We start from the raw sequence: 26776 nt of genomic DNA, 5'->3' as shown, positions 1-26776 counted from the left end.
TTGGCGTTTTTTTTCGTGCCTGCGATCACATTAGCCGCGGATCGGCGTTCCTTGCCGGAACCAGCAGTTTTTCCATGATCGCCAGGCGCACGCCACGGTACTGGGGCGACAGCTCCGGGCCTCTCGACGCCGTGCGCTCGCCCATGTGGACAAAGCCGAAGCGGGAATAATAGTCGCTCAGGCCCTGGTTATCCGCCCAGGTATCCAGGCGCAGCCGGTCGAACCCCAGGCGCAGCGTCTCGCGTTCGCTCCAGGCCAGCATCAGTCCGAACAACGACCTCCCCTTCCATAGACGCCCGACAATGATGCGGTTGATATAGCGGGCCGCATGCGGCTGCAGGCCCTGCCACAAATCCTCGTCCATGGGCGATGGCGGACAGAAACTGAAGATGCCGACGGTGTGCATATCGACCGACAACAGATATTGGGACCCGGCGGCAATGTCGGCCTCGACCACCGCCAGGTCCAGCGTATTCCAGTAGGGGAGCCCCCGCCTGCGCTGGAAAGCGATCGCTTCCTCATATAACTCCTTGATTTTCGGTATGTCCCCAGTGTGTGCGCGATGGATGTACATGGTTCTGCCGGAAAGTTGAAAGCATCCAGTGTGCGCAGGGCCGGGCGAGCAGGTCTTGTATGGCTGTAACCTCGCCCGGCGCCCGGTGGGCATGCTTGTACAGCTGTGTTTACAGCTGTACAAGCATGCTGCGCAAAAGCCTGCCATCATGCGTTGTGGCCGGAGGCGACGCCAGGGCAAGAGCGGCCTTTCGTTTTATTCCTGGCATTTCTTGCAGACAGACGATGGACACAGAAAACCACGACCAATCCGGACCGGAGCTGGCATCGAAGGCCGACTGGGTGCGCTATCGCCCCACCGGTGTGCAGGGCGTGACACTGATGCGGGCCCATTTCACCGACTACACGTTCGAGCGGCACAGCCATCCTGAATTCGGGATCGGCCTGACCTATCGCGGCGTCCAGACCTTCAACTGCCAGGGCAGCCGGCAGGTCAGCGCCCCGGGCAACGTGATCTTCCTGAACCCGGACCAGGCCCATGACGGCTTGCGCGGCAAGACCGACAGCTACGACTACAGCATGCTGTACGTCGATCCCGTCGTGATGACGGTGCTGCGCGAGCGGGCCGCAGGCGTTCTTCCTGCGAGTTATTTTCGCGATGCCGTCGTGCACGCGCCAGAAGCAGCAAGACAATTGCACGACGCCATAGAGGCAACCGGACAGGCCCAGGAAGCGCTGCGCGCGGAGTCGCTGCTGCTCAAGGCCTTCATGGGCCTGCTCCTGCGCTTTGGCGAAGCCCCGGGGGCGGCACAGGCGCCGGCGCTTGCCGGCCTCGCCCGGCTGAACCGGGTGCGCGACTATATCCGCGCACATGCGAGCAACGATATCTCGATTGCCGACCTCGCGCGCGAAGCCGGCGTGTCGCGGGTATACCTGAGCCGTGCGTTCGAACGGCAGTTCGGCGTGCCGCCCCATGTCTACCTGAACGCGGTCCGACTGGCCAGTGCACGTCAGCTCTTATTGAGCGGCATGTCGCTGGCGACGGTCGCGGTGAGCGCAGGGTTTGCGGACCAGAGCCATTTCACCCGGCGCTTCAAGGGCGCGGTCGGACTGTCGCCTGGGGCGTGGTTGAGACAGATGCGCAGTGGCTGAGGTGGCAACCATCGTGCCAAGCTGGCATGCCGGGCCGTGGCGCCGACGGCGGAGCGCGCCACGGCTGGCAGTCGGCATGTTTCCTTCTGGTATCATACGCGCTGACTGATGGTAGTCGGCGCCTGCCCAAAGATCCGGGTCGTCCCTGACGATGCAGGCTCCGTCCGATGGCGCGCATCCGCGTCGACGACGCGGCGTCCGATCACCACCCTCCCTGTTTGCGGCCCTCCCGGGCCAGCGTTGATATTCCAAGGTTCACATGCACACCCTCCCTCCATGCCCCCAATGCCAGTCCGCCTATACCTATGAAGATGGCGGCGGCCAATATGTCTGCCCGGAATGCGCCCATGAGTGGCCGGTTCAGGCAGCCTCCGCGGCGGCCGACACCGTGCGCGTCTACAAAGATGCGTCAGGCAATATCCTCCAGGATGGCGACACCGTCACCGTGATCAAGGACCTGAAACCGAAAGGTTCGGGCGGCGTGATCAAGCAAGGCACCAAGGTCAAGAATATCCGCCTGGTCGACGCCGATCACGACATCGACTGCAAGATCGATGGCTTCGGCGCCATGAGCCTCAAGACGGAATTCGTGCGCAAGGTATAAGCACGCACGGCCCCCGGCGCCGGGAGCCTAATGCAGCGCGCCCGCCGCCTCGCGGGTCAGTACGATCTCGAGGTATTCGGCCGGCGCCACCATCGAATCCGGCCCGGCCGTGTTGAAGCGGTCGATCAGGGCCAGCAAGTCTTGTTCGAGCGCGTCGGCGGCAGACGGCGCCAGGGCGGCGAACGCCCGGTTGAGCGGCCCGTAGTAATCGCGGAACACATGCACCCAGTGCGTGGGCGACGCGTAGCGGAAGTTGAACATCCTGCGCGTGATGCGCGCCTGGAGCGCGTCGGCGCCGCACAGCTGGCGCACATGGTCTTCATTCCCCCACAGTAGCGGCGACGCCAGCCCGGCCGGCGGCGCAATGTGCTTGCCGACCGCCTTGAACAGCTGGCCGATGAAGCCTTCGGGCGTCCAGTTCGCCATCCCGATGCGTCCACCGGGCCGCACCACGCGCCGGATCTCGGCGGCGGCGCGCGCCTGGTCGGGCGCGAACATCACGCCGAAGGTGGACAGCGCCACGTCGAAGCTGGCATCCGGGAACGGCAGCGCCTCGGCGTCCGCTTCGCGGAAGTCGACCGCCAGGCCCTCGGCGGCGGCGCGCGCCCGCCCCTTCTCGAGCAGGGCCGGCACATAGTCGGTGGACGTGACGCGGGCAAAGCGGCGCGCCGCGGCCAGTGTGGCGTTGCCGTTGCCGGCGGCGACGTCGAGGACGCGCTCGCCGGCGCGCACGTCGGTGGCCTCGGCCAGCAGTTCGCCGACGATCTGCAGGGTGACGCCGACGACGGCGAAGTCGCCGCTGGCCCAGGTGGCCTGCTGGCGTTGCTTGATCGCGGCCAGGTCGGGGCCGGCAGTGCCGGGGCCCGCCTGGGGCGACGGCGAGGGTTGGGCTGGCTGAGTCATGATCGGTCTCCTTGAGCAGGCAGGTTTTCGATATGACTGGCCCGTGCCACCCATGGTTCGACGCGACACCTTGTGCCTTCTCAATCCTGAATTGGGAAATAAGCTGGCCGATACGACTCCAAAGACAAGGCAGGCACCGCAGACACGGCGCCGCCTCCGAGGAGCCTCATCATGAAACAAGCGCGCCTTGTTCCGCGTGGCATTGCCGCCGCAGTCATCATTCTTGCCATCGCCGTGATCGGCGCAGTGGCGCTCGCCACCATGCCATCGCTCTGGTCCGGGCGCGGCACGGCCAATACCGGTTTCGACCCGCTGTTCGCCGGCGCCACCGGCGTCACCTGCGCGCCGGCGCGCGCCGGCGCGCCCCCTCTGCTGGCCCATCTGGTGCAAGCACAGACCCAGGCCCAGACCGAAACCCGTCCCTTCGCGCCGGGCCAGCAGGCGCCAGCCAGGCCGGGCGACAAGCCCGCGGACAAACCAGGCAAGGCCGCGCCGCCGCCCCTGTACGACAACCTGGGCATGCTGCACGTGCCGATCACCACCGCCAGCAAGCGCGCCCAGGCCTATTTCGACCAGGGCATTCGCCTGACCTTCTCCTTCAACCATGCCGAGGCGGCACGCGCCTTCCGCGCCGCGCAAGACGCCGACCCGAACTGCGCCATGTGCTACTGGGGCGAGGCGTTGGTGCTCGGCCCGAACATCAACGCCCCCATGTTCCCCGAGGCCGTCGCACCGGCGGTGGCCGCCGCGGCCGAGGCCAGCCGCCTGGCGCCGCGCACCCGGCCCGAAGAGCAGGCCGTGATCCGCGCCGTGGCGCGCCGCTACAGCGCCGATCTCGGCGCCGATCGCGCCGCGCTCGACAAGGCCTACGCCGATGCCATGGCCGAGGCCGCGCGCGACTTCCCCACCCATGACACCATCCAGGTGCTGTTCGCCGAATCGCTGATGGACCTGTCGCCATGGGACTACTGGGCGGCCGGCGGCGCCAAACCCAAGAACCGCACGGCCGAGCTGGTCGCCGCACTCGAAAAAGTATTGGCGCGCAACCCGACCCATGCCGGGGCCGCCCACTACTTCATCCACGCGATGGAAGCCTCGAGCCGGCCCGAGAAAGCCCTGCCCGCCGCGCGCGTGCTGGCAAGCCAGATCCCGGGCGCCGGCCACATCGTGCACATGCCCTCGCACATCTATTACCGGCTGGGCATGTACCATGACGCGCTGCGCGCGAATGTACTGGCGGTCGCCACCGACGAACGCTACTTCGCCGACGCGGCCAGCGATCCCGTCTACCGCGGCGCCTATTACCCCCACAATATCCACTTCGTGATGGTGTCGGCCCTGATGGGCGGCGACGGCCGTACGGCGCTCGAAGCCGCTGGCAAGCTCGACAAGGTAATCACGCCCGATCTCCTGACCGCCATCGGCGCGCTGCAGCCGGTCAAGTCGGCGCCCTACTTCGCCCATGTCCAGTTCAGCGATGCGGATACCCTGCTCGCGCTGCCCGATCCGGGCCCCGAATTCGTGCTCGTGCAGGCGATGTGGCATTACGCACGCGCCGTCGGCCATGCACGCAAGGGCGACTTCGATGCAGCCGCGCGCGAGGTCGCCGCGCTCGACAAGATCGAGAAGAACGGCGACTTCAAGCCGGTGAATGACTGGAATATTCCCGGCCGCGAGATCGTCCAGACCGCCCGCGCGGTGGCCCAGGCCCGGATTGCCGATGCGCGCGGTGACTTGCCGCGTGCGGTAAAAGCCTACCGCAGTGCGATCGCGGTGCAAGATTCGCTGCCCTATATGGAGCCGCCCTACTGGTATTACCCGGTGCGCCAATCGCTCGGCGTGGCGCTCCTGCGCAGCGGACAGCCAGACGCTGCCGAAAAAGTCTTCCGCGATTCGCTGGCACGCACCCCAAGCAATGGCTGGGCATTGCGCGGCCTGATGGAGGTGTACCGCAAGCGGGGTGACGAAGCCGCGCTCGCGGCCGTGCAAAAGCAGTTCGCGACCACCTGGCTTGGCAAGCCGGATGGGCCGGCGCTGTCCGCACTCTAGACCTGGAGGCGGTTGCTCGCGCGGCCTGGCAAGTACTGTCATGCGGCGCGCTCGCAAATCATGCGACACAGCAATCCGATTGTCATTTATGCTAGGAACCCGAATATTTACAAGAGGTTCCGATGAACGCCAAGCCTTCGTTCTTCGCGTCTTGCGCTGCCCTGGCCCTGTCCGCCCTGTGCGCCGTTCCGGCGCTGGCAGCAGACAGCGCGCGGCCACTGCAGCCGATCGAATCGCTCGTGGTGCCGCGCTATATGGGCGTCTGGTACGAGATCGCAAAACTCCCCAACGATTTCCAGAAAAAATGCGTCGGTGACACTACCGCAAGCTACAACCTGGGCGAGGATGGCCGGGTGCAGGTCGTCAACCGCTGCCGCACCGCCGAGGGCAAATTCGACATGGCCGACGGCGTGGCGCGCCAGCTCGGCGGCGCGACCTCGCCCAAGCTCAAGGTGCGTTTCGCGCCGGCCATCCTGTCCTTCATCCCGATGGTGTGGGGGGATTACTGGGTTATCGACCTCGACGACAAATACCAGTTGTCCGCGGTAAGCGAACCCAAGCGCGAATACCTGTGGATCCTGTCGCGCACGCCCCAGGTCGAGCCGGCCGCATACGACGCCCTGCTCACGCGCCTCACGGCCCAGGGACTGGATGTTTCCAGGCTTGTGCGCACGCCGCAAACGCAATTGCAACAACCCGCACAGTAAGAACAGACGTGGCAAAACGCGGCGAACAATGCCGCGTCGCTTGCCACGGTCAATGCCGCCGCACCTGCTGACGGCGGCAATGCATCTGGAAATCCCGGCAGCCATCCCCATCTTCACCAACAGAACAGCAAACCGCGCCGACGCCATTGGCGTTCTTGCTTTCCAAATCTTTCATCCCCAGCCCATATGACGCGCCGGCATCGCCTGCCGTCATGTCGTCCTTGAAGAGTTCGATGCCAGGTCCACAATCCCTTGCGCTGCGCCAGGCGCTGCTGACGGTGGCGGCCACGCTGCTGGCGCTGCCTTCCGCGTATGCCCAGCCCGCTCAGAGCGATTCGTTGGCAACTTTGGTCAATGCCTACCGCGCCAATCCTGGCGCCTGCAACGGCCTTCCCTCTGCGCCAGCCACCCCGCTCGACCAACAACCGGCCCTGGCCCAGGTGCGCATCGGCGCCGGCACCTTCATCGAATCCGCACTGGAACAAGCCGGCTACCCCGCCGCGCAGGCTCAGGCGGTCTACGTCACCGGCCCCGAGGATGCCGAGGCCGCCATGAACGTGCTCGCACAGAAATACTGCAAGGTATTGCTGAGCGATCGTTTCTCGGCCGTCGGCAGCTACCGCGAGGGTACGACCTGGACGGTCGTGCTGGCCCATCCGGCGCCGCCGCTGCCCTCGGCCACCTATCCCGACTGGCGCGAAGCCGGCCGCGCGATCCTGATTGAAGTCAATGCCGCGCGCGCCAGCGCCCGCTCCTGCGGCAAGCAAACATTCCCGGCGGCGCCGCCCCTGAGCTGGAACCCCGCGCTGGGAGATGCCGCGCTGGCCCACAGCCGCGACATGGCCACAGGGCGCTACTTCAGCCACCGCGCCAAGGATGGCAGCCAGGCTACCGACCGCGCCCTGCGCGCCGGCTACAGCTGGCGCCGGGTGGGCGAAAACATTGCTTTCGGTCAGCGTTCGCCGCGCGAAGCCGTCGAAGGCTGGCTCGACAGCCCCGGACATTGCGCCAACATCATGAACCGCGGCTTCACCGAGATGGGCGCCGCCTATGGCGTCACGCCTGCGCAGCAGACCGGCATCATCTACTGGACCCAGGTGTTCGGCGCGCCGCGCTGAGTCACGGACCGCAGGGAAGGCGCCACGCCTGCCCCGCCTTCGACCCGGATTGCGTCCCGAGTCATGCCTCTCCTGAAAGCTGCTTCGGATAGACTTCCCCTCAACATCAACCTACCGTCCGCGTCCCACTGCGCCGGCCCAGAACACATGACCCAGTCCGCCCCGCAACCACGACTCGGCCTCGTCTGCATCACCGTTTCCAAGGACGTGCGCTACCGCGCGCTCACGCGCAAGCGCCTGCTCGAACTTTCGGAAGATGGCCAGCGCCGCGTGCTGGAAGACATTTATCGCGACAATATCCAGACCCTGGACAATGCGCTGCGCTATTGCGAGCGCGAAGGCATCACCCTCTACCGCATGCCCTCGTCGATCTTCCCGTTTTCCGATACGCCGTTCGGGCTGGACATCCTGCAACAGTTCAAGGAAACCCTGGGACGCTCGGGCCGGCGCGCGATCGAGCGCGGCATCCGCCTGGTGATGCATCCCGACCAGTTCGTGGTGCTCAGTTCGGACTCCGACGACGTGGTGGCCAACAGCGTCAAGATCTTGCAGATGCACGCCGACATCATGGATTTGCTGGACCAGCCGCGCTCGCCCTGGGCACTGCTGGAAATCCACGGCGGCAAATCCGACCGCGAAGACAAGCTGGTCGCGCGCATTGCCGAACTGCCGGACGCGATCCGCTGCCGCATCGGCCTGGAAAATGACGAATACGCCTACAGCGCCGACGAGATCCACGCCGTATGCGTGCGCGCCGGCGTGCCGATGGTGTTCGACGCCCACCACCACATCGTCCATGAAAAGCTGGACAGCTACGAGCATCCGAGCGTGGCCGAGATGGTGGCCAGGGCGCGCGCCACCTGGCCCGATCCGGCCCACCAGCTGGTGCACATCTCGAACGGCCGCGAAGGTTTCAACGACCGCCAGCATTCCGACCTGATCGCGACGATGCCCTCTTCCTATCTCGCCGCGCCGTTTATCGAGATCGAGGCCAAGCTCAAGGAAGAAGCGATCCGCGGCCTGGATGGGTGGTGTTCTAGGTTCGCGACGACGTAGACGTAGGGTTGGCGGCTTTGCCGCCGACGCGTTAATCGTTACCCACTCCGATACCGCGCGGGATGATTTGGCTGCCAACCATCACCGCGTCGGCGGCAAGCCGCCAACCCTACGGGTTTGACAGTTCCTGGAGCCACGGCACGATCACGTCACACAGCTGCTGCGGCGCCTCGAGCGGAATCATGTGCCCACTATCCTCGACCAGCGCGAACTGCGCCCCCGCGATCCCCACGTGCAGTTCTCGCGCTTCGTCCAGACTGCGCAGGCCGTCGTGCCCGGCCGCCACCACCAGGGTCGGACAGCGGATCTCGCCCAGCAGGTGCAGGTCGCCCGGCCGCTCGACCAGCGACTGGTTGCGAAAAGCCACCCCGCCCAGCCGCACGCCCATCATGCGCACGCGCTCGATCAGCGCCTCGTTCTCCACCTCGCGCGGATGCAGCGAGCTGGCGATCGCGGTGCGGCTCAGCCCCGCGAACGAGACCGACGCCGCCGCCCGGGCCACCGTGCGCTTGCCCTGGCGGACGGCATCGGAATCGGGCCGGGTCGAGGTGGCGATCAGCACCAGCGCGCGCACGCGTTCGGGCGCCTGGCGCGCGATCTCGCGCGCGACGTAGCCGCCCATCGAGAAGCCGATCAGGATGAAGGACGGCGGCGCCTCGGCCAATGCGCGGCGCGCCATGTCCTCGAGGGTGGAATCGTGACGCAGGTCGGCATGCGCCAGCGGGCCGAAAGGGGCCAGCCGGTCGCGCATACCGTCCCACAGCGTCTCGTCGGCCATATAGCCGGGAACCAGCAGGATAGTCATCGCGCCATCATAGCAAAGCGCGCTGACGGCGTGGGGTTAGGCCAACCTTCAGGCGGCCTTCTTGGGCAGGATATCGCTGGCCATCATCTCGCCGAACGGCCCGGTGATCGACTGCTCTCCGTGCTCGGTTCCTTTGCCCAGCAGCGGGAACACCAGTTCGGCGAAGCGGTACGATTCTTCGAGGTGCGGATAGCCCGAAAGGATGAAGGTCTCGATGCCGAGATCAGCGTACTCGCGCATGCGCGCCGCCACCGTCTCGGGGTCGCCCACCAGCGCCGTCCCCGCCCCGCCGCGCACCAGGCCCACGCCGGCCCACAGATTGGGCGAGACTTCGAGCTGGTCGCGCCGCCCGCCATGCAGGGCCGCCATGCGGCGCTGGCCGACCGAATCCATCTTCGCGAACGCAGCCTGTGCCTTGGCGATGGTCTCGTCGTCCAGGTGGCTGATCAACTCATCGGCCGCGCGCCAGGCTTCCTCATTGGTTTCACGCACGATCACGTGCAGGCGGATGCCGAATTTCAGCGTGCGGCCGTGCTTCGCGGCCCGTGCGCGGATGTCGGCCAGCTTCTCGGCCACCGCCGCCGGCGGTTCGCCCCAGGTCAGGTAGACGTCCATCTGCTCGGCCGCCAGCTCGTGCGCCGGCTCGGACGAGCCGCCGAAGTACAGCGGCGGATACGGTTTCTGCACGGCCGGATACAAGGTCTTGGCGCCCTTGACCTGAATGTGCTTGCCCTCGAAGTCATAGCCGGCCGCCCCGCCCTCGCCCGCCATGCTGGCGCGCCAGACCTTGAAGAATTCGCTCGAGATCTCGTAGCGCTTGGTGTGGTCGGCGTACAGGCCGTCGGCTTCGAGCTCGCCCTGGTCGCCGCCGGTGACGACGTTGATCAGCAGGCGCCCGTTCGACAGGCGGTCGAAGGTGGAGGCCATGCGCACCGCCAGCCCCGGCGTCGACAGGCCGGGGCGGATCGCGACCAGGAATTTCAGCCTGGTGGTGGCGTTGATCAGCGACGAGGCAACGATCCAGGCGTCCTCGCAGGAGCGCCCGGTCGGCAGCAGCACGCCGTCGTAGCCGAGGGTGTCGGCGGCGACCGCGACCTGCTTCAGGTAATCGGCATTGACCGGGCGCGCACCCTTGGTGGTGCCGAGATAACGGCTGTCGCCGTGGGTGGGAATGAACCAGAAAATGTTGGGAGTCGACACGGTAAATCCTCGGTGAATCAGGCAGCGGCGGCGGTCTGCGCGCGCGCCTGCAGTTCGGCGTCGAGCTGTTCGATGCCCTCGGCGACACGATCAAAGATCGGACCCGCCAGGCGCGTGCCGCGCTCGCTGTCCCAGGCGACCTGCTCGGACGTGGCATAGATGCTCGACAGGATGGCCCGTGCCGACATCGAGGCCAGCACCGGGCGCAATGCATAGTCGAGCGCCAGCAGGTGCGACTGGCTGCCGCCGGTCGCCAGCGGCAGCACGACCTTGCCGCGCAGGCCGTCCTGCGGCAGCAGATCGAGGAACAGCTTGAGCATGCCGGTGTAGGCCGCTTTATAGATTGGTGTGGCCACCACCAGCGCGTCGGCCTGGGCCACCAGCGCCAGAGCGCGCGCCAGTTCCGGGTCGTTCGCATCCATGCGCAACAGGGCGGGGCCGGGCAGTTCGCGCACCTCGAGGCGCGTCGTGCGCCAGCCGTGGACGGCGAGTTTATCTCCCACGTGCTGCAACAGGCGGCTGCAGGACGATTGCGACGACGGGCTACCGCCCAGCAAGATGACGCTCATGGTGAATTCCAGTTCTGACAACGATCGCCACAGCGTACGCCGCGCGCGCGATCGGCCCAACGAATCGTTTCACTCATCGATATGCGTTTGCCGTTTTAACTTTTCGCGCATATTCATGGCCGGATTTCTTCGTTCACGCGGCGCTGGCTTGGGAGGCAAGATGGCAGTTCAACCAACATCGGCACACCGCCCCATGTCCTCCATCCTGCAGCAATTGCGTCCACAAGACGACTACGCCACAGCGGCGCTACCCGATCCGCTGGCCATCGCCGCCGACCTGGCTGAGCGCCTGGCCGCCACCGCCGTCGAACGCGACCGCGCCGGCGGCCACCCGAAGCACGAGCGCGAACTGATCCGCGCTTCAAGCCTGCTCACGCTGTCGATCCCCACCGAGTTCGGCGGCCAGGGCGCCGACTGGGCGACCGTGATGGCGGCCGTGCGCATCCTGGCCAAGGCCGACAGCGCGCTGGCCCACCTGTTCGGCTTCCACCACCTGCAGCTGGCCGGCATCGGGCTCTACGGCACCGAACTGCAGCAGCGCAGCCTGCTAACCGCCACCGTGCGCCAGAAGCTGTTCTGGGGGAACGCCCTGAACCCGCTCGACAAGCGCACCCGCGCCACCGCCTCGCCGGCCGGCTACATCCTCGACGGCGTCAAGAGTTTTTCGTCGGGCTCGGTGGGTTCCGACTGGCTGACGGTGTCGGCTTGGGACAGTGAAGCCGACGCCGCCCTGATCGCCGTGGTGCCGACCGAGCAGGCCGGCGTGCACGTGGAAGCCGACTGGGACGCCTTCGGCCAGCGCCAGACCGACAGCGGCAACGTCCATTTCGAGAAGGTCTACCTGCCGACCGCACTGGTGCTGCAGGCCCCCGGCCAGGCGCCGACCGCCCGCTCCACCCTGCGCTCCCAGGTCGCCCAGCTAGTCATGGCCAATCTGTACCTCGGCATCGCGCAAGGCGCCTTCGAGGCCGCGCGCGACTACACGCTGGAACAGGCACGGCCCTGGTTCGCGTCCGGCGTGGACGACGCGATCGACGATCCCTTCACCCAGCACCGCTACGGCCAGCTGTGGCTGACGGTGCGTCCCGCCGCGCTGCTGGCCGACGAGGCCGGGCGCCAGCTCGATGCCGCCATCCGCAAGGGCGACGCCGTCACGGCGCGCGAACGCGGCCTGGTGGCGATCGCGGTGGCCGAGGCCAAGGTGCTGGCGCACCGCGCCGCGATCGAGATCAGCAACCAGATGTTCGAACTGCTCGGCGCGCGCGCCACGTCGGGACGCTTCGGCTTCGACCGCTTCTGGCGCAACGCGCGCGTGCACACCCTGCACGACCCGGTCGACTACAAGCTGCGCGACCTGGGCCGCTACGCGCTCAGCGGCCGCGTGCCCGATCCGACACCCTATTCCTGACCGGCCCGACATGACAGCTTCCGTACCAGTCATCCGCGTCGAGCGCGCCAGCAAGGCCTTTGCGCTGCCCGAAGGCGGCCGCTTCGACGCCGTGCGCGACGTCTCGCTCGACATCCTTCCGGGCGAGATCTTCGGCTTGGTGGGCCGCAGCGGCGCCGGCAAGTCGACCCTGCTGCGCCTGATGAACCTTCTTGAAAAGCCCGATAGCGGCAGCATCAGCGTCGCCGGCCAGGAACTGACCGCCCTCGGCGCGCGCGAGCTGCGCGAAGCGCGCCGCCGCATCGGCATGATCTACCAGCACTTCAACCTGCTCGCCAACGCCACCGTGTTCGAGAACGTGGCCTTCCCGCTGCGCATCCACGGCGCGATGAACGCGCCGCGCCTGAAGGCGCGCGTGACCGAATGCCTGGAACTTGTCGGGTTGCAGGGCAAGGCCGGCAGCTATCCGGCCCGCCTGTCGGGCGGCCAGAAGCAGCGGGTGGCGATCGCGCGCGCGCTGGCCAGCTATCCCACGGTGCTGCTGTGCGACGAGCCGACGTCGGCCCTCGACCCGGACACCACGCGCAGCGTGCTCGATACGCTGCGCGACATCAACGCGCGTCTGGGCGTAACGATCGTCATCGTCAGCCACGAGCTGCAGGCGCTGGGCAGCCTGTGCCAGCGCGCGGCCGTGGTCGAAGATGGCCGCATCGCCGAACTGTTCGACTTGCGCGACCACCGCGAGCCGCGCAAGACCTCGCTCGGCCGCGAGCTGGCGTATCACGCCGCGGAAGCCGATGTCGGCGTTCCACCGGGAGAGCTGCATGCTTGAAAAATTCCTGATCGTCGCCCCCGAGCTGTGGCGCGCCTTTGGCGAAACCCTGCTCATGCTCGGCATCGGTCTCTCGGCCGCGGTGCTGTTGGGCGGTCCGCTCGGTGTGGTCCTGTTCCTCAACGGCTCGGGCGAACCAGGCCGTGGCCGCAGCATCGGAAAAGTGCTGGGATGGCTGGTGAACACGGTGCGCTCCTTCCCCTTCATCATCCTGATGGTGGCCCTGGTGCCGTTTACCCGCATCGTCGCCGGCACCTCGATCGGGCCGCTGGCCGCCAGCGTGCCGCTGTCCTGTGCCGCCATCCCCTATTTCGCGCGCCTGGTCGAGCAGCAGCTGCACGAGGTGCCACGCGGCGTGATCGAGGCCGCCGAAGCGATGGGCGCCACCCGCCTGCAGATCGTCACCCGGGTGCTGCTGCTGGAAGCCAGGTCCGGCCTGGTGCTGGCGCTGACCGTGCTGGCCATCAGCACCCTAGCCTATTCGGCGGTGGCCGGCGTGGTGGGCGGCGGCGGCATCGGTGATCTCGCCATCCGCTACGGCTACTACCGCTTCGAGACCGACGTCATGGTGGTCACGGTCGCGATCCTGATCGCCATGGTGCAGCTGATCCAGTTCGGCGGCGGACGCATCGCGCGCCGCCTGGACAAACGCTGAACCGTCAATGAAAAAAGAAACGGAAGGAACCCCATGAGCCTGAACCGCCGCATCCTGCTCGCCAGCCCGCTGATCCTGGCCATCGCCCTCGCCGTCGCCGCCAATGCGCAGGCGAAGGACCCGAAGGAAATCGTCATCGGCACCAGCGCCGGGCCGTATGCCGACCAGGTCAGGCTGGGCATCAAGCCCATTCTCGAGAAACAGGGCTACAAGGTGCGCATCATCGAATTCAACGACTACATCCAGCCCAACTTCGCGCTGGCCGAAGGGTCGCTCGACGCCAATGTGTTCCAGCACGTGACCTACCTGGACCGCTTCGCGGCCCAGCACAAGCTGGCGCTGTCCGAACTGGTGAAGGTGCCGACCGCGCCGATCGCCATCTACAGCCGCCGCCACAAGAGCCTCGACGCCGTCAAAAGCGGCACCACCGTGGCGCTGCCGAACGACCCGACCAACCAGGCACGCGCACTGGTCATGCTCGACCAATTAGGTTGGATCAAGCTACGCCCCGGCATCGATCCGATCCGCGCCTCGGAGCGCGACGTCGCCGCCAACCCGAAGGGCATCAAGCTGCTGCCGCTGGAGGCGGCCCAGCTGCCGCGCTCCCTGCAGGACGCCGATTACGCCTTCGTCAACGGCAACTACGCGCTGGCCTCGGGCCTCAAGTTGCGCGACGCGCTGCGCACCGAGAAGATTTCGCCGGCCTATGCCAACCTGGTGGCGGTCAGGACGCCCGACCGCGACAAGCCCTTCGCGCGCGACCTGGCCGCCGCCTACAAATCGCGCGCCTTCCTGGACGTCACCAACAAGCATTTCGCCGACTACGCCAAGACCGATTACCAGCTGGCGCTGCAATCGACTGGAGCCAGGTGATGGCGCGCCGCATCCGTTTCAACGCCTTCCAGATGAACACCCCGAGCCACCAGTCGCCGGGCTTGTGGACCCATCCGAGAAGCGACAGCGAGCGTTACCTGACGCCCGGCTACTGGATCGAGCTGGCGCAGTTGCTGGAGCACGGCGGCTTCGACGCCATCTTCCTCGCCGACGTCCTGGGCGTGTACGACGTCTACCGCAAGGGCCCGGAAGCCGCGCTGCGCCACGGCGTGCAGGTGCCGCTGAACGATCCCATGGCCCTGGCGCCGCTGATCGCCCACGCCACCACACGCCTGGGGATCGGCGTCACCGCCGCCCTGACCTACGAACACCCCTACACCTTCGCGCGCCGCATCTCGACGCTCGACCACCTGAGCGGGGGCCGGATCGGCTGGAACATCGTCACGGGCTACCTGGACAGCGCCGCGCGCAACCTGGGCCTTGGCCAGCAACTCGGCCACGACGAACGCTATGACCTGGCCGACGAGTACATGGAGGTCGTCTACAAGCTGTGGGAGCGCAGCTGGGAAGACGACGCGGTCAAGCGCGACAAGGAACGCGGCATTTACACCGACCCGGCCAGGGTGCACCCGATCCGGCACAAGGGCCGCTACTACGAGGTGCCGGGCTTTCACCTGTGCGAGCCGTCGCCGCAGCGCACGCCCCTCCTGTACCAGGCCGGCGCCTCGCCGCGCGGCGCCCGTTTCGCCGCGCGCCATGCCGAAGCCACCTTCATCAGCGGTCCGAGCAAGGCGGTGGTGAAACGCGGCGTCGACGCCTTGCGCGCCGCCGCAAGTGTGGAGGGCCGCGATCCGGATGCGCTGCTGGTGTATGCCCAGGCCCTCGTCATCACCGGCGCCACCGAGGCCGAGGCGCAGGCGCGGCTCGATGAATACCGGCGCCATATCGACGTCGAGGCCGCGCTCACCCTGCTGTCCGGCTGGACCGGCGTCGACTTCGCGCGCCACCACCTGGACGACACCATCGAGTACATCGACACCGACGCCGGCCGCTCGGCCCTGGCCTCGCTCAGCGCCGCGGACCCGGGCCGCGACTGGACGGTGCGCGAAGCCGCCGAATTCATCGGCCTGGGCGGACGCGGTCCGATCATCGTGGGCGATGCGCGCCAGGTGGCCGACCAGCTCGAATCGTGGATCGACGACACCGGCGCCGACGGCTTCAACCTCGCTTTCGCGCTGCCGCTGGAAGACATGACGCTGGTGGTCGAGCACATCGTGCCCGAACTGGCGCGGCGCGGCCGCTACGACGCTGCCCCGCGCGGCGGCACGCTGCGCGGGCAACTGCTCGGCCAGGGCCCGCGCCTGGCGCCCGGCCATCCGGGCAGCCGGGTCGAGATCGCATCCCCGCTGTCTGGCGTCCAGGCAGCTTGAACCACCATCAGAGGACCATTATGAAACGAAGAAGCCTGTTGCAACTGGCCGCCAGCGGCGCCGCCCTCGCCGCCTTGCCCGCACGCGCAGCGCCGCTGCAAGAGCTACGTCTCGACTACGCCCACTACTCGCCCACCAGCCTGGTGCTGCGCCACTTCGGCTGGCTCGAAGAAGAATTCAAGGCCGACGGCACCCGCATCAAATGGGTGTTCAGCGCCGGCAGCAACCGCGCGCTCGAGTACCTGAACGCGAACAGCATCGACATCGGCTCGAGCGCTGGCCTCGCGGCCCTGCTGGCCCGTGCCAACGGCAATCCGATCCGCACGCCCTACCTGTTCTCGCGGCCCGAGTGGACGGCGCTGGTGGTTCCCAAGAACTCCCCGATCCGCAGCCTGGGCGATCTGAAGGGCAAGAAGGTGGCTGCCACCAAGGGCACCGATCCCTATCTGTTCCTGCTGCGCGCCCTGCAGACCGTGGGCTTCAAGCGCAGCGACATCGAACACGTCAGCCTGCAGCACGCGGACGGCCGGGCGGCGCTGGAACAGGGCCGCGTGGATGCCTGGGCCGGGCTCGACCCGCATATGGCGGCGGCCGAACTCGATGGCGGCGCGCGCCTCTTGTACCGTAACGTCGGCTTCAACACCTATGGCTTCCTGAACGTCCGCGAAGAATTCCTGGCCACCCGCGCGAACGAGACCGCGCGCGTGATCAAGGCCTACGAGCGCGCCCGCGCCTGGACCCGCGCCAATCCGTCCGAAGCAGCGAAAATCCTCTCCACGGAGGCCAAGGTGCCGCTGCCGGTCGCGCTGCTGCAGGTCAAGCTGCGCTCGGACTTCAGCAACGCCCAACCGACCGCCGAGCACCTGCGCGCCCTGCAACTGGCGGCGCCGATCCTGCGTGACGAGGCGCTGGTGCGTCCCGGCACGGATCTGGACAAGGCGATTGCCGGCCTGGTCGACACCGGCTTCGCGCGCCAGCTCACCAAGGCCTGAGATGGAAAGGCGGGCCATCACTCTGGAAGCGCCGCCGCAAGCAGCGCGCGCGCGCCGCCGCCTCGGCTTCCCTTTGGGCTTGCTGCTGCCGGCCTTGGTTCTGATCGGCGCGGAAGCCGGCGTGCGCGCCGGCCTGGTGCCGGCCAATCTGCTGCCGCCGCCGAGCGCCATCCTCGAATCCCTGTCCTGGCTGCTGGAAAACGGCCTGGCCGGCCACGTCGGCGCCAGCACACTGCGGGTGGCGGCAGGCTTTGCCGCCGGCGCCCTGCTGGCGCTGCCGCTCGGCGCGCTGGTGGCCCTGAACCGGCGCGCGGAAAGCGTGCTCGATCCCAGCTTCCAGGCGCTGCGCGCGATTCCGTCGCTGGCTTGGGTGCCGCTGCTGCTGCTCTGGTTCGGCATCGACGAGGCGCCGAAGATCATCCTGATCGCGATCGGCGCCTTCTTCCCGGTGTACATGGGGGTGGTGGCCGGCATCCGCGGCGTCGACCGCGGCTTGACCGAGGTCGGCTTGCTGTATCGCCTTTCTCCCCTCGCGCTGGCGCGCCGGGTATTGCTGCCGGCGGCCCTGCCCTCGGTGCTGACCGGCTTGCGCAACGGCCTGAGCCTGGCGTGGATGTTCATGGTGGCGGCCGAACTGATCGCCGCCAGCCGCGGCCTGGGCTATCTGCTGACCGACGGCCGCGAATCGAGCCGCGCCGACATCATGCTGGCGGCCATCGTGCTGCTGGCCCTGCTGGGCAAGGCCAGCGACAGCGCGATGCAGGCGCTGGAACGGCGCTGGCTGGCCTGGCGCGACAGCTATGTGGAAAGGGCGACGCGATGAGCTTTCTCGAACTGGCCATCGATGACAAGCGCCACGGCGCGCGCACCGTGCTGCGCGGCCTGCACCTGGGGCTCGACCGGGGCGAGATCGTCAGCCTGGCCGGCGCCAGCGGCTGCGGCAAGAGCACCTTGCTGTCGATCGTGGCGGGACTGGACGGCGACTACCGCGGCGCGGTGCGCCTCGACGGCCGCCAGTTGACGGGGCCGGATGCCGACGTCGGCCTGGTATTCCAGGCGCCGCGCCTGTTCCCGTGGCTGACCGTGGCGCAGAACGTCGTCTTCGGAGGCCACGGACGGCCGAACCTGGAACGGGCCCACGCCCTGCTGGAAGAAGTCGGCCTGAAAGGCTATGGCGATGCGCTGCCCAAGCAGCTGTCGGGTGGCCAGGCCCAGCGCGCAGCCATCGCGCGCGGCCTGTATCTGGAGCCGCACGTGCTGCTGCTGGACGAACCGTTTTCGGCGGTCGACGCCTTCACCCGCATGCGCCTGCAAGACCTGCTGGCGGAAGCGGCGCGCCAGCGCGGGCTGACGGTGCTGCTGGTGACCCACGATATCGATGAGGCGATCTACCTGAGCGACCGCGTGGTGTTGATGGATGGCGTGCCCGGCCCGGTGCGCGCCGAGTTCACGAACGACGCGCCATGGCCGCGCGAGCGCGGCAAGCTGGCGCTATCGCCGTTGAAACCGGCGATCCTCGACAGCCTGCACGCGGTGCACGCCATCTGATGACTCAGGTATTGCGCATCTGCGCCTGCGACACATTGCTGCCCGGCGGCACGCTCTGGGTCAGCCAGACGTTGCCGCCGATGGTCGAACCGGCGCCGATCGTGATGCGGCCGAGGATGGTAGCGCCCGCATAGATGACGACATCATCCTCGACGATCGGATGGCGCGGCGTGCCTTTAACGAGAGCACCGCTCTCGTCGACCGGGAAGCGCTTGGCGCCCAGCGTGACGGCCTGGTACAGGCGCACGCGCTCGCCCAAGATCGCGGTTTCGCCGATGACGACGCCGGTGCCGTGGTCGATGAAGAAGCTGCCGCCGATCTGCGCGCCGGGGTGGATGTCGATGCCGGTGAGCGAGTGACCGATGTCGGCCGCCACCCGCGCCAGGAATGGCACGCCGAGGCGATTCAGGCAATGCGCGATGCGGTGGTAGAGGATGGCGATGGTGCCGGGATAGCACAGCATGATCTCGGCCACCGAGGTGGCGGCCGGGTCGCCGGCCAGCGCGGCCTGCACGTCGGACACCAGCAGCGCGCGAACGGTGGGCAGGCTGGCGGCGAACTCGCGCGTGATGGCGCGGGCGCGCTCGGCCAGCACGGCATCTTCGGTCTGGTCATGCTCGGACGAGAACTCGGGCGAAAAGCGCAGCGCGCGCCGTACCTGCTCGGCCAGGCGGTCGAGCGCTACGTTGAGCGTGTCGGCGACGTAGTAGTCGATGCTTTCGTCATTCAGGTCGGGGCGGCCGTAATGGGTCGGGAACAGGGCGGCGGAAACGCCGTCCACGATCTGGCGCACGATGTCACGTGACGGCAGTTCGCGCACCCTGCCCTGGTGCCGGATATTGTGGGTGGATTCGCGCGAGGTGCGCAATGCGTCGATGACGGGACCGAGGTGCCACTGCACCGATCCACCTTGATGGAAAAATTCGCTGTTCATTCGCCGAGCCTATACGATTCGTTTTTCAATGACTACGATTTTATTGGTATGTCGATATGCGTGCTGTGACGGGCTCAAAAACGCGCTCCGCCGACGGCAGAACTTGCCGCGCAGCAGTTTCTAAGGCAACATCAAGCACCGAATACCTTTTGTAATGACACGACCATGAACCTGCCCTCCCACCAGCTCAGCATGACGGTGCTGATGACGCCCGACACTGCCAATTTTTCCGGCAACGTGCATGGCGGCACCATCCTGAAACTGCTCGACCAGGTCGCCTACGCCTGCGCCAGCCGCTACGCCGGCCGCTACGTGGTGACGATGAGCGTCGACCAGGTGACCTTCCGCCAGCCGATCCACGTGGGCGAGCTGGTGACCTTCCTGGCCGCCGTCAACTACACCGGCCGCAGCTCGATGGAAATCGGGATCAAGGTGATTGCCGAAGACATTCGCAGCAAGGTGGTGCGCCATGTGAACAGCTGCTTCTTCACGATGGTGGCGGTGGGCGACGACAAGAAGCCGGCGGCGATTCCACCGCTGGAACCGTCGACGCCGGATGAACTGCGCCGCTTCGAGGAAGCCAAGGGCCGGCGCGAGTCGCGCCTGGCGCTGGAGCGGGACCATGCGCAACGGATCTCGTCCAAGGGGTAAAGGTTGCCGCGCCTGGGTTGTTGACCCGGCGCAAACGCTGCTATAATTGCGGCCTCTTGGCCTGGTAGCTCAGTTGGTAGAGCAGAGGATTGAAAATCCTTGTGTCGGTGGTTCGATTCCGCCCCGGGCCACCAAGAACATCGTTCACGCAACGCCCACTCATGCAAGTGGGCGTTGTCGTTTGTGGGATTCGTCGCCCAAGATGCCAGCTTCGAAACTGGCATCCCGGCTTATGTATCAGCTGGCAGTGATCCTTTCGATCGCTTTTACAGCCGTCCCGCCACCGGGAACCAACGCGCCGGCCAGTTCCGAGCCCATTTCGAAAAGCATTTCGCGGGTGGTGATCGCCTGCAGCTTTTCTTTGAACCACTGGCCATTTTCGATCACCTCACCCGTTAGGCCGTCGACTTCAATCACGCCTACCTTGTCCTCGGTTGTCCAGGCAAATTCGAATGCAAACACAGGACGATAATAGAGGTACACTTTTTCGATCGTAACGATGTCTTCCTGAAACTCGTGGGCATTGATTACTTCTGCGTCCAGCGTTTGGCGAATCTTCTGCAGAAGCATCGGCAAACGTAGTTGCGGGGCGATCGCTTCGGGCAGTTCCAGTACGGTATGCTCCTGCACTTTGTACTTGTTGATGTAATTCGCCAGGACTCCCTTTTTCAGGTCGCGCGACAGCCCGTCCAGGTGATCTTCGTAATTGATTTTCCTATGGGAGAACTCGACTCCCTGCAGGTTGATCGACCGTTTATTTCCTTGCTCTGCAATCGAATACTCCTTGCCGTTGATGAGAATTTTTTTTGCATACGCATTACCGATCTCCACAGGATAGGTCAGCTCGCGTGAGTAATCGACTGAACGAGTCGTCACTACATGCCAAAAAGGCTCATAACGCAAGACGTGCTTCGAAAGGAGGACAGTTTCCTCTTTGGGGCGTTTGAACGGATTCAACTTCGCCAGCATCCCGAAAGCATTTAATTTTTTCTGATTCGCTTGCTCGGTGGCAGCGCTCAGAGGATAGACCTGGTCGAACACAAATACCTTTTCGGCATTTTCCAAGTATAGAAGAAGTTCCGCCATATCAGACTCGAAAGAAATATTTTGTATATTAAACCATTTCTTCCGTGTCAAAGTTGATGTAGATGTATGAGCGTCTTGCGTCGCCCGCGCACTGCGCCATCTCCACCGGCGGCAAGGTAACGGACAAGAACGACGACACCTGCCCTATCAAATCCGCCGCCTGCTGCCGCACCACCAAGGACATACCTCACGCAACTTCAACCATCACCGGTTGGCGTTTTTGTTCTGGGCAAGCATTCCTAACGGACGCAGTCGTTGTGCCCGCTGCGGTACGCTGGCAGCAACCGCACGTCCGTGCGAAGGGAGGATCGATCATGCATCACATTCGTTGCGGCACCGGCAAGCCTTTGCTACTGATTCATGGCCTTGGCGGCCATTGGCAGAGCTGGAATCCCATCCTGGCCGATCTCGCGACGCGGCGCGAAGTCATCGCGGTGGACCTGCCCGGCTTTGGCCAGACGCCGCGCCTGGCCGGTGAAACCTCGATCCGCACCCTCGCCGATGAGACCGCCGCCTTCCTCCATGCCCATGGCTTGACTGGCATCGATGCGGTCGGCAGCTCGATGGGCGCGCGGCTGGTGCTGGAACTGGCGCGACGCGGTGGGGTCGTCGGCGGCGTGGTGGCGCTCAATCCAGGTGGTTTCTGGAAGGGATGGGAGCGTCACGCGTTCTTCAGCTCGATTTACCTGTCGATCCGGCTGTTGCGGCTGCTGCGCCCTGTGTTGCCGGCGGTCTGCGCCAACCCACTTGGTCGCGCTTTGTTGCTGGCGCAATTTTCTGCACGGCCGACGAAGCTGGCGCCGGACATCGTGAGCGATGAATTGTGCAGCTATGTGGCCTCGCCGGCGTTTGATGAACTGCTGGCCCAGCTCGCCTACGGAGAGGAACAGCAAGGGGCTCCGCGCAACAGCATCGCGCATCCGCTCGTCATTGGCTGGGGACGGCGTGACCGGGTCTGCTTTCCCCGTCAAGCCAGGCGCGCGCTGGCCTTGTTCCCGGATGCTCGACTGCACTGGTTCGAGCGGTGCGGCCATTTCCCGCACTGGGATGCGCCGGAGGACACCGCACAGCTGATTCTGAGCGCACTCGCCGGTACGCGCGCCGATGCCGTAGTCGGGCTCTCGCATGAGCGCCGTGCACAGCAAAGAACAGAGCAACGTGGGAAGATATGCGCTCTTGGCTCACCACTCATTCAAGCAAAGGCAATCAATGACACCGCAAACTGAAACCGCCATCCTGGCCGGCGGCTGCTTCTGGGGCATGGAGGAATTGCTGCGCAGTATGCCCGGCGTGCTCTCAACGCGCGTCGGCTACACTGGCGGAGACGTGCCCAACGCCACCTACCGCAACCATGGCACGCACGCAGAAGCGCTCGAACTGGTGTTCGATCCGGGTCAGATCAGCTATCGCCAGATCCTCGAATTTTTCTTCCAGATCCATGACCCGACCACGGAGAACCGTCAGGGCAACGATCGGGGGATGAGCTATCGCTCTGGCATCTATTATCTCAATGACGCACAAAAGCGCATGGCCGAGCAGACCGTCGCCGACGTCGACGCGTCCGGCCTTTGGCCCGGCAAGGCCGTCACCGAGATCGTCGCGACGGGACCTTTCTGGGAGGCCGAGCCAGAACACCAGGACTATCTGCAACGCATTCCGAACGGCTACACCTGCCATTTCATCAGGCCGGGCTGGAAGCTGCCCGTCAGCCAGTGATCTGAGCAAGCCCGGTACGGCCTGGTCGCCCGGTTGCTGAAGCAGAAGATTGAAAATTCGTGTGTCGGTGCTTCGATGTCGCCCCGGGCTCAGCTGCTGATTTAGCTAGTCACTTTCCTGGCGCATCCAGATAGAAGATGGCGTACAGCTTGGCGCCGGAATTGACGGTCGGCTTATCGATCTTGATCTGGGCGCAGTCCTCGGCCACCAGGCTGCGCCAGTTGGTGATGCCTGCGTTGGCGAACACGGAATTGACCTTGCATGCCAGGCTCATGTCGAGCGCCAGGCGGGCGTTGCGCTGCTCACCCTTGGCGTAATTGACGCCGCGGATCTCGATGCCGAAGCTGCTCAGCCACGGCTCCCACAGGCCCATTTCCACACCCTGCACGATCCGCTCCAACATGGTGTCCAGCGACACTCCTTTCTTGACGACTGCACGCAGCAATTGCAGCGATGGCGCCGTGCGCATATCGGTGCTCTGCTTGCCCGCGCCGCTTTCATTGATGGCGGTCAACTCCTTCGAGAAGGCGGCATCGCGTTCGGTGTAGTCGCGCATCCGGTGGTAGAACTCGGCATCGAGGAAGGGATTTGCCACTCGGCCGGTGGATGCCCCGGCTGGCTGTTTGGCTGGAGGCTGTTGTTTGTTGGTCATGGCAGTGGCTTTGGAGTGGTAGGCGCGCAGTGTAGCACCCGCGCCCTGCGCGTTGTGCGCAAGGAGAGTACTTACGACGCGGTTTTCCGCATCTGGCCGGCAGCGATCGAGCTCATTCTTTCCGTTCCCTGAATTCACCTTCAATGACCGTATCGTCGGTGCGCTCGGGGCGCTTTTGGCCGGCGAATGTGAACACAGACGACATGCGATCGACAATCGTTCGCCGCAGCCATGGGTAAGCGAGAACAAACGCCGTTGCGACACCGGTAAACAGTGCCGGCACGTAGTCGCCCCGCGCCACGAAGGTGAACAGGCACAGTGCAAGCAAGCTCACGATGAGCGGTCGACGGACAGGCTTGGGCAAGAGGCCGACAATGCGCAGCCTGCCCTCTTTTATCCACGGAAATCTCGCGAAAAGAACGCCGAGCAGCAGCCCTGCCGCGATCCGGCCCGCGCCGAGATAATAGGCCACCACCCCGATGACGAGAAAACCCGTATAGGTCATTGTCCCGGCAAAGGCGGCCAACATAAGTATCGCAACGGCGGCCGTCAATCTTGGCCTGCCGATTGCCGCAGTGATGAGAAAACGTAGGATGTCTGTACTCCTGAAAATGGGCAGTGAGGCTATGGCAAATTCTAACAGCCGCACCTGTTTCAGGGCGCCTGGCGCCTAGCGCGCCCCGCCCTGCGCCTGCGCCATTTCCACCGCCGGCAAGGTGACGGTCAAGAACGACGACACCTGCCCGATCAAATCCGCCGCCTGTTGCCGCACCTGCTTCATCTGCAATACGGACAACTCGGCCTGGCGCACCGCCTGCTGGATCAGCGTGCGCCGCTGCACGAGCGCATCGCGCAAGGCCGCATCCGGCGCATCCTCGACCAGTGTCGACACCACGGCCAGCACGAGCAGGTGCAAGCCCAGTCCCTTTGCCGACTCTTCCAGATTACGCATGGCGACTTCGCTGTCGGTCATCAGCTGCATGAGCTGCGTGCGGGAGGATGTGAGCACCGGCCGGTACTCGGCAGGCGTCGTCGGGCGACGGAACAGCCGGCCGAACATGCTCGGCGCGCCCTTGGTGGTCTCGAGCGCGGCTTCAAGCAGCGCCGGCACGCTCATCTGCGTGAATGTCAATACGAGTTCGGTGATGGGCTGGAGCAGCGCCGCCTGTTCCATCAGCGGCCCTTCGGCCCACTCGGTCACCAGCACCAGCTTCACTGGCAGGATGCGGCGAAACAGGATGGCCAGGCGCTGCTCCGAATGCGCGAACACGTTCGGATAATCGGCGTGGACGGTGGCGAGCGCATCGCGCACCGCCGGATGGTCTTCGCTGTCGAACAGCGGCCGGGCCACGGTTTTCCTGGTCACGGCAGAAGCAGCCGGAACCGCAGGAACATCGTCGAAGGACAGCGCCCTGGGCGGACCATTCCGATCGGGCGCAGCCGGGTCATCGTGCTCATCGCCAAAATCGAACGCCCGCGGCCCGACCGGATGGCCGACCGGATCGGAGGGCGGCTCCGGCGCGTCGCCAAAGTCGAATGCCTTGGGCTTCTGGTTTGTCATCGATCTACCTGCCGGCGCGAAGCCATCAGCGCTTCGAAAGAGAACGCGTAACGCTGCTCAGACGGTGCCGCCCAGCTTGCGGATGAAGGTCGCCAGGCTCAGCTTGAAGCCCGCGCCGACGGCCTGGAAACGCCACTCGCCATCCTTGCGGTACAGCGAACCGAATTGCAGCGCGGTCTTGTCCGAGTAGTCTTCGTTCAGATTGTATTGCGCGATCGTCTCGCCGGTATCGGCGTTGTACACCTTCACATAGGCGCCGGAAACACTGCCGAAGTTCTGCTTGCGCACTTCGGCATCGTGGATGGTGACCACGATCGGCATTTCCATCACCGCCGCATCGACCTTGGCCAGGTCGACGGTGATGACTTCGTCGTCGCCATCCTTGTCGCCCGTGCGGTTGTCGCCCGAGTGCACCACGGCGCCATCGGGCGAGGTCGTGTGGTTGTAATAGACGAAGTGGGCGTTGCTGATCATAATCGGATGGTCGTCCGCGTCCTTCTTGCACAGGAACACCGACGAGTCGAGATCGAAGGCATGGCCCTCGGCCGCATTGACCTTCCATCCGAGGCCGATCCGTACGCGCTTCAAGCCCGGTGCGGATTTTTCGAGGTTGATGCGGTGGCCAGTCTGGAGCGTCGTCGACATGAGCTTTCCTTGTATAGTGAGTTGAAATTACGCCGCGCCTGGCGAGAACCTGGTAATCAGCTCTTGCTCCAGCGCTTGCAGTTTCGGCAGTTCGTCGCGGCGGCGCTGCTGGCCTTCGTTCGAGATCTGCTCGAGCTTGTCGAACGCGGTCACCAGCTGCGTCTGGACGTGCTGCGCGGTTTCAAGACTGACGATGGAGCGCTGCTTGGCGCGCGCGACCGTCTCGGTATTTTCCAGCAGCATATCGGCTTGGGCGCGGAAGGCTGCGTCGGTGGCGTCGTAGGCCGCGTTGGCGACCGCCGCGCTCTGCTTGGCTTCCAGCTGCAGCAGGTAGAGCGAGAACACATTGCGCCAGGCCGGGATCGACACGTTGACGATGTCCGTAAAGGTATCCGTCAGGGCGCGCGCGTTGTCTTGCGACAGGCGGATTTGCGGCACCATCTGCGTGGCCATCAGCATGGCGCGGCGCAGGTCGTCGATGCGTTTTTCGAGACGCTCGAGACGGCGCCTGAGCTCCGTCGCCTGCTGCGCCTCAAAGGCATTGGCCGCCGCGGTTTGCTGCGCGACCGCCTGGCGCAGCCGGTCGGCCCAGGCTTCGCCCTTCTTCACGTCGGCGTCCAGGCCCTGATAGTAGACCTCGAGGCCCTTGTACATCTCGTCGAAATCGTGGATGCGCGCCCGGTGCACATTGGCGTGGCGCGTCATCTCCGTCACCAGGGTGTCCATGCGCGATTCGACCACCTGGTATTGCGACAGCATCTTTTCCTTGACCGAGCCGAACATGTTCGACACGCGCGACAGCAGGCCGCCCGACTTGAGCTTGGCCGGGTCCAGTCCCTTCGAGGTGGCGATCAGTTCGTTCAGCTGCGTACCGAACACGTCGGCGTCAGAGGCGCGCACGGTGCCCAGCAGCTTGGCCGACACCTTCGCCACACCCGGCCCGGCGGCGCTGCCCAGGGTCTCGATGGCCTTGTCGTCGATGCCGGTGAGATCGACCGGGATCATCGGTGCCGAGCTCGCCTCCGGCCGCAGTGCCGGCAGCGCGTCCGGCGTGAGGGCCGGATCCGGCAAGGGCGGCAGACCGGCGGCCGGCGTCACGGGGGTCGTCGAGGCGGCCTTCGCTTCGTCTTCGGAGGAGAACAGCGGTTTCATGGAATCCCTCGGGTTGGTATGACAA

30 protein-coding genes and 1 tRNA gene are annotated in these 26776 nt (G+C 65.6%); 18 read left to right on the top strand and 13 right to left on the bottom strand.

The annotated features are described in order from the left end of the window. Nucleotides 1-25 precede the first annotated feature (25 nt). Nucleotides 26-574, bottom strand: coding sequence for a hypothetical protein (locus AC3A6F_RS22930; RefSeq protein WP_487685471.1), 549 nt, complete (start codon nt 572-574; stop codon nt 26-28). 224 nt (nt 575-798) lie between these two features. On the opposite strand from AC3A6F_RS22930, the gene AC3A6F_RS22925 reads away from it, so the two are divergent. Both AC3A6F_RS22925 and AC3A6F_RS22920 read left to right on the top strand, forming a co-directional pair. Then, on the top strand, nt 799-1665 hold the full coding sequence (locus AC3A6F_RS22925; protein WP_487685468.1) for an AraC family transcriptional regulator: 867 nt from the start codon (nt 799-801) through the stop codon (nt 1663-1665). 259 nt (nt 1666-1924) lie between these two features. Next, on the top strand, nt 1925-2269 hold the full coding sequence (locus AC3A6F_RS22920; RefSeq protein ID WP_487685465.1) for a zinc ribbon domain-containing protein YjdM: 345 nt from the start codon (nt 1925-1927) through the stop codon (nt 2267-2269). A gap of 27 nt (nt 2270-2296) precedes the next feature. Here AC3A6F_RS22920 and AC3A6F_RS22915 read toward each other — a convergent pair whose 3' ends face one another. Continuing rightward, a complete protein-coding gene (locus tag AC3A6F_RS22915; protein ID WP_487685462.1) occupies nt 2297-3172 on the bottom strand; it encodes a class I SAM-dependent methyltransferase in 876 nt (291 codons plus the stop codon). Between the two features lie 171 nt (nt 3173-3343). Between AC3A6F_RS22915 and AC3A6F_RS22910 the strand changes: the two genes are divergently transcribed. Next, the gene (locus tag AC3A6F_RS22910) at nt 3344-5221 is read left to right on the top strand and encodes a tetratricopeptide repeat protein (RefSeq protein ID WP_487685459.1); all 1878 of its coding nucleotides are present in this window, start codon (nt 3344-3346) and stop codon (nt 5219-5221) included. 122 nt (nt 5222-5343) lie between these two features. Beyond that, complete coding sequence (locus AC3A6F_RS22905) at nt 5344-5928, top strand: lipocalin family protein (RefSeq protein WP_487685456.1); 585 nt, start codon at nt 5344-5346, stop codon at nt 5926-5928. 49 nt (nt 5929-5977) lie between these two features. On the opposite strand, the gene AC3A6F_RS22900 is transcribed toward AC3A6F_RS22905, so the two are convergent. Beyond that, the gene (locus AC3A6F_RS22900; protein ID WP_487685454.1) at nt 5978-6142 is read right to left on the bottom strand and encodes a hypothetical protein; all 165 of its coding nucleotides are present in this window, start codon (nt 6140-6142) and stop codon (nt 5978-5980) included. 19 nt (nt 6143-6161) lie between these two features. Between AC3A6F_RS22900 and AC3A6F_RS22895 the strand changes: the two genes are divergently transcribed. Both AC3A6F_RS22895 and uvsE read left to right on the top strand, forming a co-directional pair. After that, entirely contained in the window at nt 6162-7046 is an 885-nt protein-coding gene (locus tag AC3A6F_RS22895) for a CAP domain-containing protein (RefSeq protein WP_487685451.1), read from the top strand. A gap of 147 nt (nt 7047-7193) precedes the next feature. Further along, nucleotides 7194-8102, top strand: coding sequence for a UV DNA damage repair endonuclease UvsE (uvsE, locus tag AC3A6F_RS22890; RefSeq protein WP_487685448.1), 909 nt, complete (start codon nt 7194-7196; stop codon nt 8100-8102). Nucleotides 8103-8211: 109 nt separating this feature from the next. Here the strand turns inward: uvsE and AC3A6F_RS22885 are convergent, their stop codons facing one another. The 3 genes from AC3A6F_RS22885 to ssuE are packed head-to-tail and all read right to left on the bottom strand — an operon-like array spanning nt 8212 to nt 10676. Next, on the bottom strand, nt 8212-8907 hold the full coding sequence (locus AC3A6F_RS22885; protein ID WP_487685445.1) for an alpha/beta fold hydrolase: 696 nt from the start codon (nt 8905-8907) through the stop codon (nt 8212-8214). 48 nt (nt 8908-8955) lie between these two features. Beyond that, nucleotides 8956-10107, bottom strand: coding sequence for an FMNH2-dependent alkanesulfonate monooxygenase (gene ssuD, locus AC3A6F_RS22880; protein WP_487685442.1), 1152 nt, complete (start codon nt 10105-10107; stop codon nt 8956-8958). 17 nt (nt 10108-10124) lie between these two features. Beyond that, a complete protein-coding gene (gene ssuE / locus AC3A6F_RS22875) occupies nt 10125-10676 on the bottom strand; it encodes an NADPH-dependent FMN reductase (protein ID WP_487685439.1) in 552 nt (183 codons plus the stop codon). A 193-nt stretch (nt 10677-10869) separates the two neighbouring features. On the opposite strand from ssuE, the gene AC3A6F_RS22870 reads away from it, so the two are divergent. Genes AC3A6F_RS22870 through AC3A6F_RS22835 form a run of 8 tightly spaced genes read left to right on the top strand, consistent with a single transcriptional unit; the run spans nt 10870 to nt 18354 of the window. Continuing rightward, nucleotides 10870-12084 carry an acyl-CoA dehydrogenase family protein gene (locus AC3A6F_RS22870; RefSeq protein WP_487685437.1) on the top strand — a complete coding sequence of 405 codons (1215 nt, stop codon included), beginning with the start codon at nt 10870-10872 and terminating at the stop codon, nt 12082-12084. Between the two features lie 10 nt (nt 12085-12094). Beyond that, nucleotides 12095-12895, top strand: a complete 801-nt coding sequence (locus AC3A6F_RS22865) for a methionine ABC transporter ATP-binding protein (RefSeq protein ID WP_487685434.1) — start codon at nt 12095-12097, stop codon at nt 12893-12895. Next, the gene (locus tag AC3A6F_RS22860; RefSeq protein ID WP_487685431.1) at nt 12888-13550 is read left to right on the top strand and encodes a methionine ABC transporter permease; all 663 of its coding nucleotides are present in this window, start codon (nt 12888-12890) and stop codon (nt 13548-13550) included. Before AC3A6F_RS22865 ends, AC3A6F_RS22860 begins: the two co-directional genes overlap by 8 nt. A 33-nt stretch (nt 13551-13583) precedes the next feature. Further along, complete coding sequence (locus AC3A6F_RS22855; protein ID WP_487685427.1) at nt 13584-14423, top strand: MetQ/NlpA family ABC transporter substrate-binding protein; 840 nt, start codon at nt 13584-13586, stop codon at nt 14421-14423. Beyond that, nucleotides 14423-15814 carry an LLM class flavin-dependent oxidoreductase gene (locus tag AC3A6F_RS22850; RefSeq protein WP_487685424.1) on the top strand — a complete coding sequence of 464 codons (1392 nt, stop codon included), beginning with the start codon at nt 14423-14425 and terminating at the stop codon, nt 15812-15814. Before AC3A6F_RS22855 ends, AC3A6F_RS22850 begins: the two co-directional genes overlap by 1 nt. Nucleotides 15815-15834: 20 nt before the next feature. Next, nucleotides 15835-16806, top strand: coding sequence for an aliphatic sulfonate ABC transporter substrate-binding protein (locus AC3A6F_RS22845; protein WP_487685421.1), 972 nt, complete (start codon nt 15835-15837; stop codon nt 16804-16806). A 1-nt stretch (nt 16807) separates the two neighbouring features. Next, nucleotides 16808-17629, top strand: coding sequence for an ABC transporter permease (locus tag AC3A6F_RS22840; RefSeq protein ID WP_487685418.1), 822 nt, complete (start codon nt 16808-16810; stop codon nt 17627-17629). Beyond that, nucleotides 17626-18354, top strand: a complete 729-nt coding sequence (locus tag AC3A6F_RS22835; RefSeq protein WP_487685415.1) for an ABC transporter ATP-binding protein — start codon at nt 17626-17628, stop codon at nt 18352-18354. The genes AC3A6F_RS22840 and AC3A6F_RS22835 overlap by 4 nt, the downstream gene beginning before the upstream one ends. 4 nt (nt 18355-18358) lie before the next feature. Here the strand turns inward: AC3A6F_RS22835 and epsC are convergent, their stop codons facing one another. Further along, entirely contained in the window at nt 18359-19288 is a 930-nt protein-coding gene (epsC, locus tag AC3A6F_RS22830; RefSeq protein ID WP_487685412.1) for a serine O-acetyltransferase EpsC, read from the bottom strand. A gap of 165 nt (nt 19289-19453) precedes the next feature. On the opposite strand from epsC, the gene AC3A6F_RS22825 reads away from it, so the two are divergent. Both AC3A6F_RS22825 and AC3A6F_RS22820 read left to right on the top strand, forming a co-directional pair. Further along, nucleotides 19454-19939 (top strand): acyl-CoA thioesterase, encoded by a 486-nt coding sequence (locus tag AC3A6F_RS22825; RefSeq protein ID WP_005671532.1) that lies wholly within the window; start codon nt 19454-19456, stop codon nt 19937-19939. 58 nt (nt 19940-19997) lie between these two features. Further along, nucleotides 19998-20073, top strand: a tRNA-Phe gene (locus AC3A6F_RS22820). 103 nt (nt 20074-20176) lie between these two features. On the opposite strand, the gene AC3A6F_RS22815 is transcribed toward AC3A6F_RS22820, so the two are convergent. Then, nucleotides 20177-21025: a hypothetical protein gene (locus tag AC3A6F_RS22815; protein ID WP_487685409.1), complete on the bottom strand. Its 849-nt coding sequence runs from the start codon at nt 21023-21025 to the stop codon at nt 20177-20179. A 62-nt stretch (nt 21026-21087) separates the two neighbouring features. On the opposite strand from AC3A6F_RS22815, the gene AC3A6F_RS22810 reads away from it, so the two are divergent. Next, on the top strand, nt 21088-22251 hold the full coding sequence (locus tag AC3A6F_RS22810; RefSeq protein WP_487685406.1) for an alpha/beta fold hydrolase: 1164 nt from the start codon (nt 21088-21090) through the stop codon (nt 22249-22251). Continuing rightward, nucleotides 22235-22741 (top strand): peptide-methionine (S)-S-oxide reductase MsrA, encoded by a 507-nt coding sequence (gene msrA, locus AC3A6F_RS22805; protein WP_487685403.1) that lies wholly within the window; start codon nt 22235-22237, stop codon nt 22739-22741. Before AC3A6F_RS22810 ends, msrA begins: the two co-directional genes overlap by 17 nt. A 109-nt stretch (nt 22742-22850) precedes the next feature. Here msrA and AC3A6F_RS22800 read toward each other — a convergent pair whose 3' ends face one another. The 5 genes from AC3A6F_RS22800 to AC3A6F_RS22780 all read right to left on the bottom strand — a co-directional run bounded on the left by AC3A6F_RS22800 (nt 22851) and on the right by AC3A6F_RS22780 (nt 26751). Next, a complete protein-coding gene (locus AC3A6F_RS22800; RefSeq protein WP_147936841.1) occupies nt 22851-23393 on the bottom strand; it encodes a hypothetical protein in 543 nt (180 codons plus the stop codon). 112 nt (nt 23394-23505) lie between these two features. Next, entirely contained in the window at nt 23506-23922 is a 417-nt protein-coding gene (locus AC3A6F_RS22795) for a hypothetical protein (RefSeq protein ID WP_487685400.1), read from the bottom strand. Between the two features lie 141 nt (nt 23923-24063). Next, nucleotides 24064-24954 (bottom strand): hypothetical protein, encoded by an 891-nt coding sequence (locus tag AC3A6F_RS22790; protein WP_487685397.1) that lies wholly within the window; start codon nt 24952-24954, stop codon nt 24064-24066. 57 nt (nt 24955-25011) lie between these two features. Next, nucleotides 25012-25599 carry a TerD family protein gene (locus AC3A6F_RS22785; protein WP_487685394.1) on the bottom strand — a complete coding sequence of 196 codons (588 nt, stop codon included), beginning with the start codon at nt 25597-25599 and terminating at the stop codon, nt 25012-25014. 27 nt (nt 25600-25626) lie between these two features. Continuing rightward, entirely contained in the window at nt 25627-26751 is a 1125-nt protein-coding gene (locus AC3A6F_RS22780; RefSeq protein ID WP_487685391.1) for a toxic anion resistance protein, read from the bottom strand. Nucleotides 26752-26776 lie beyond the last annotated feature (25 nt).

This window comes from Massilia sp. Soil_C_3 (assembly GCF_057657035.1).
Note: the sequence above shows the minus strand (reverse complement) of the source record. Positions and strands in the feature narration are given on the sequence as shown.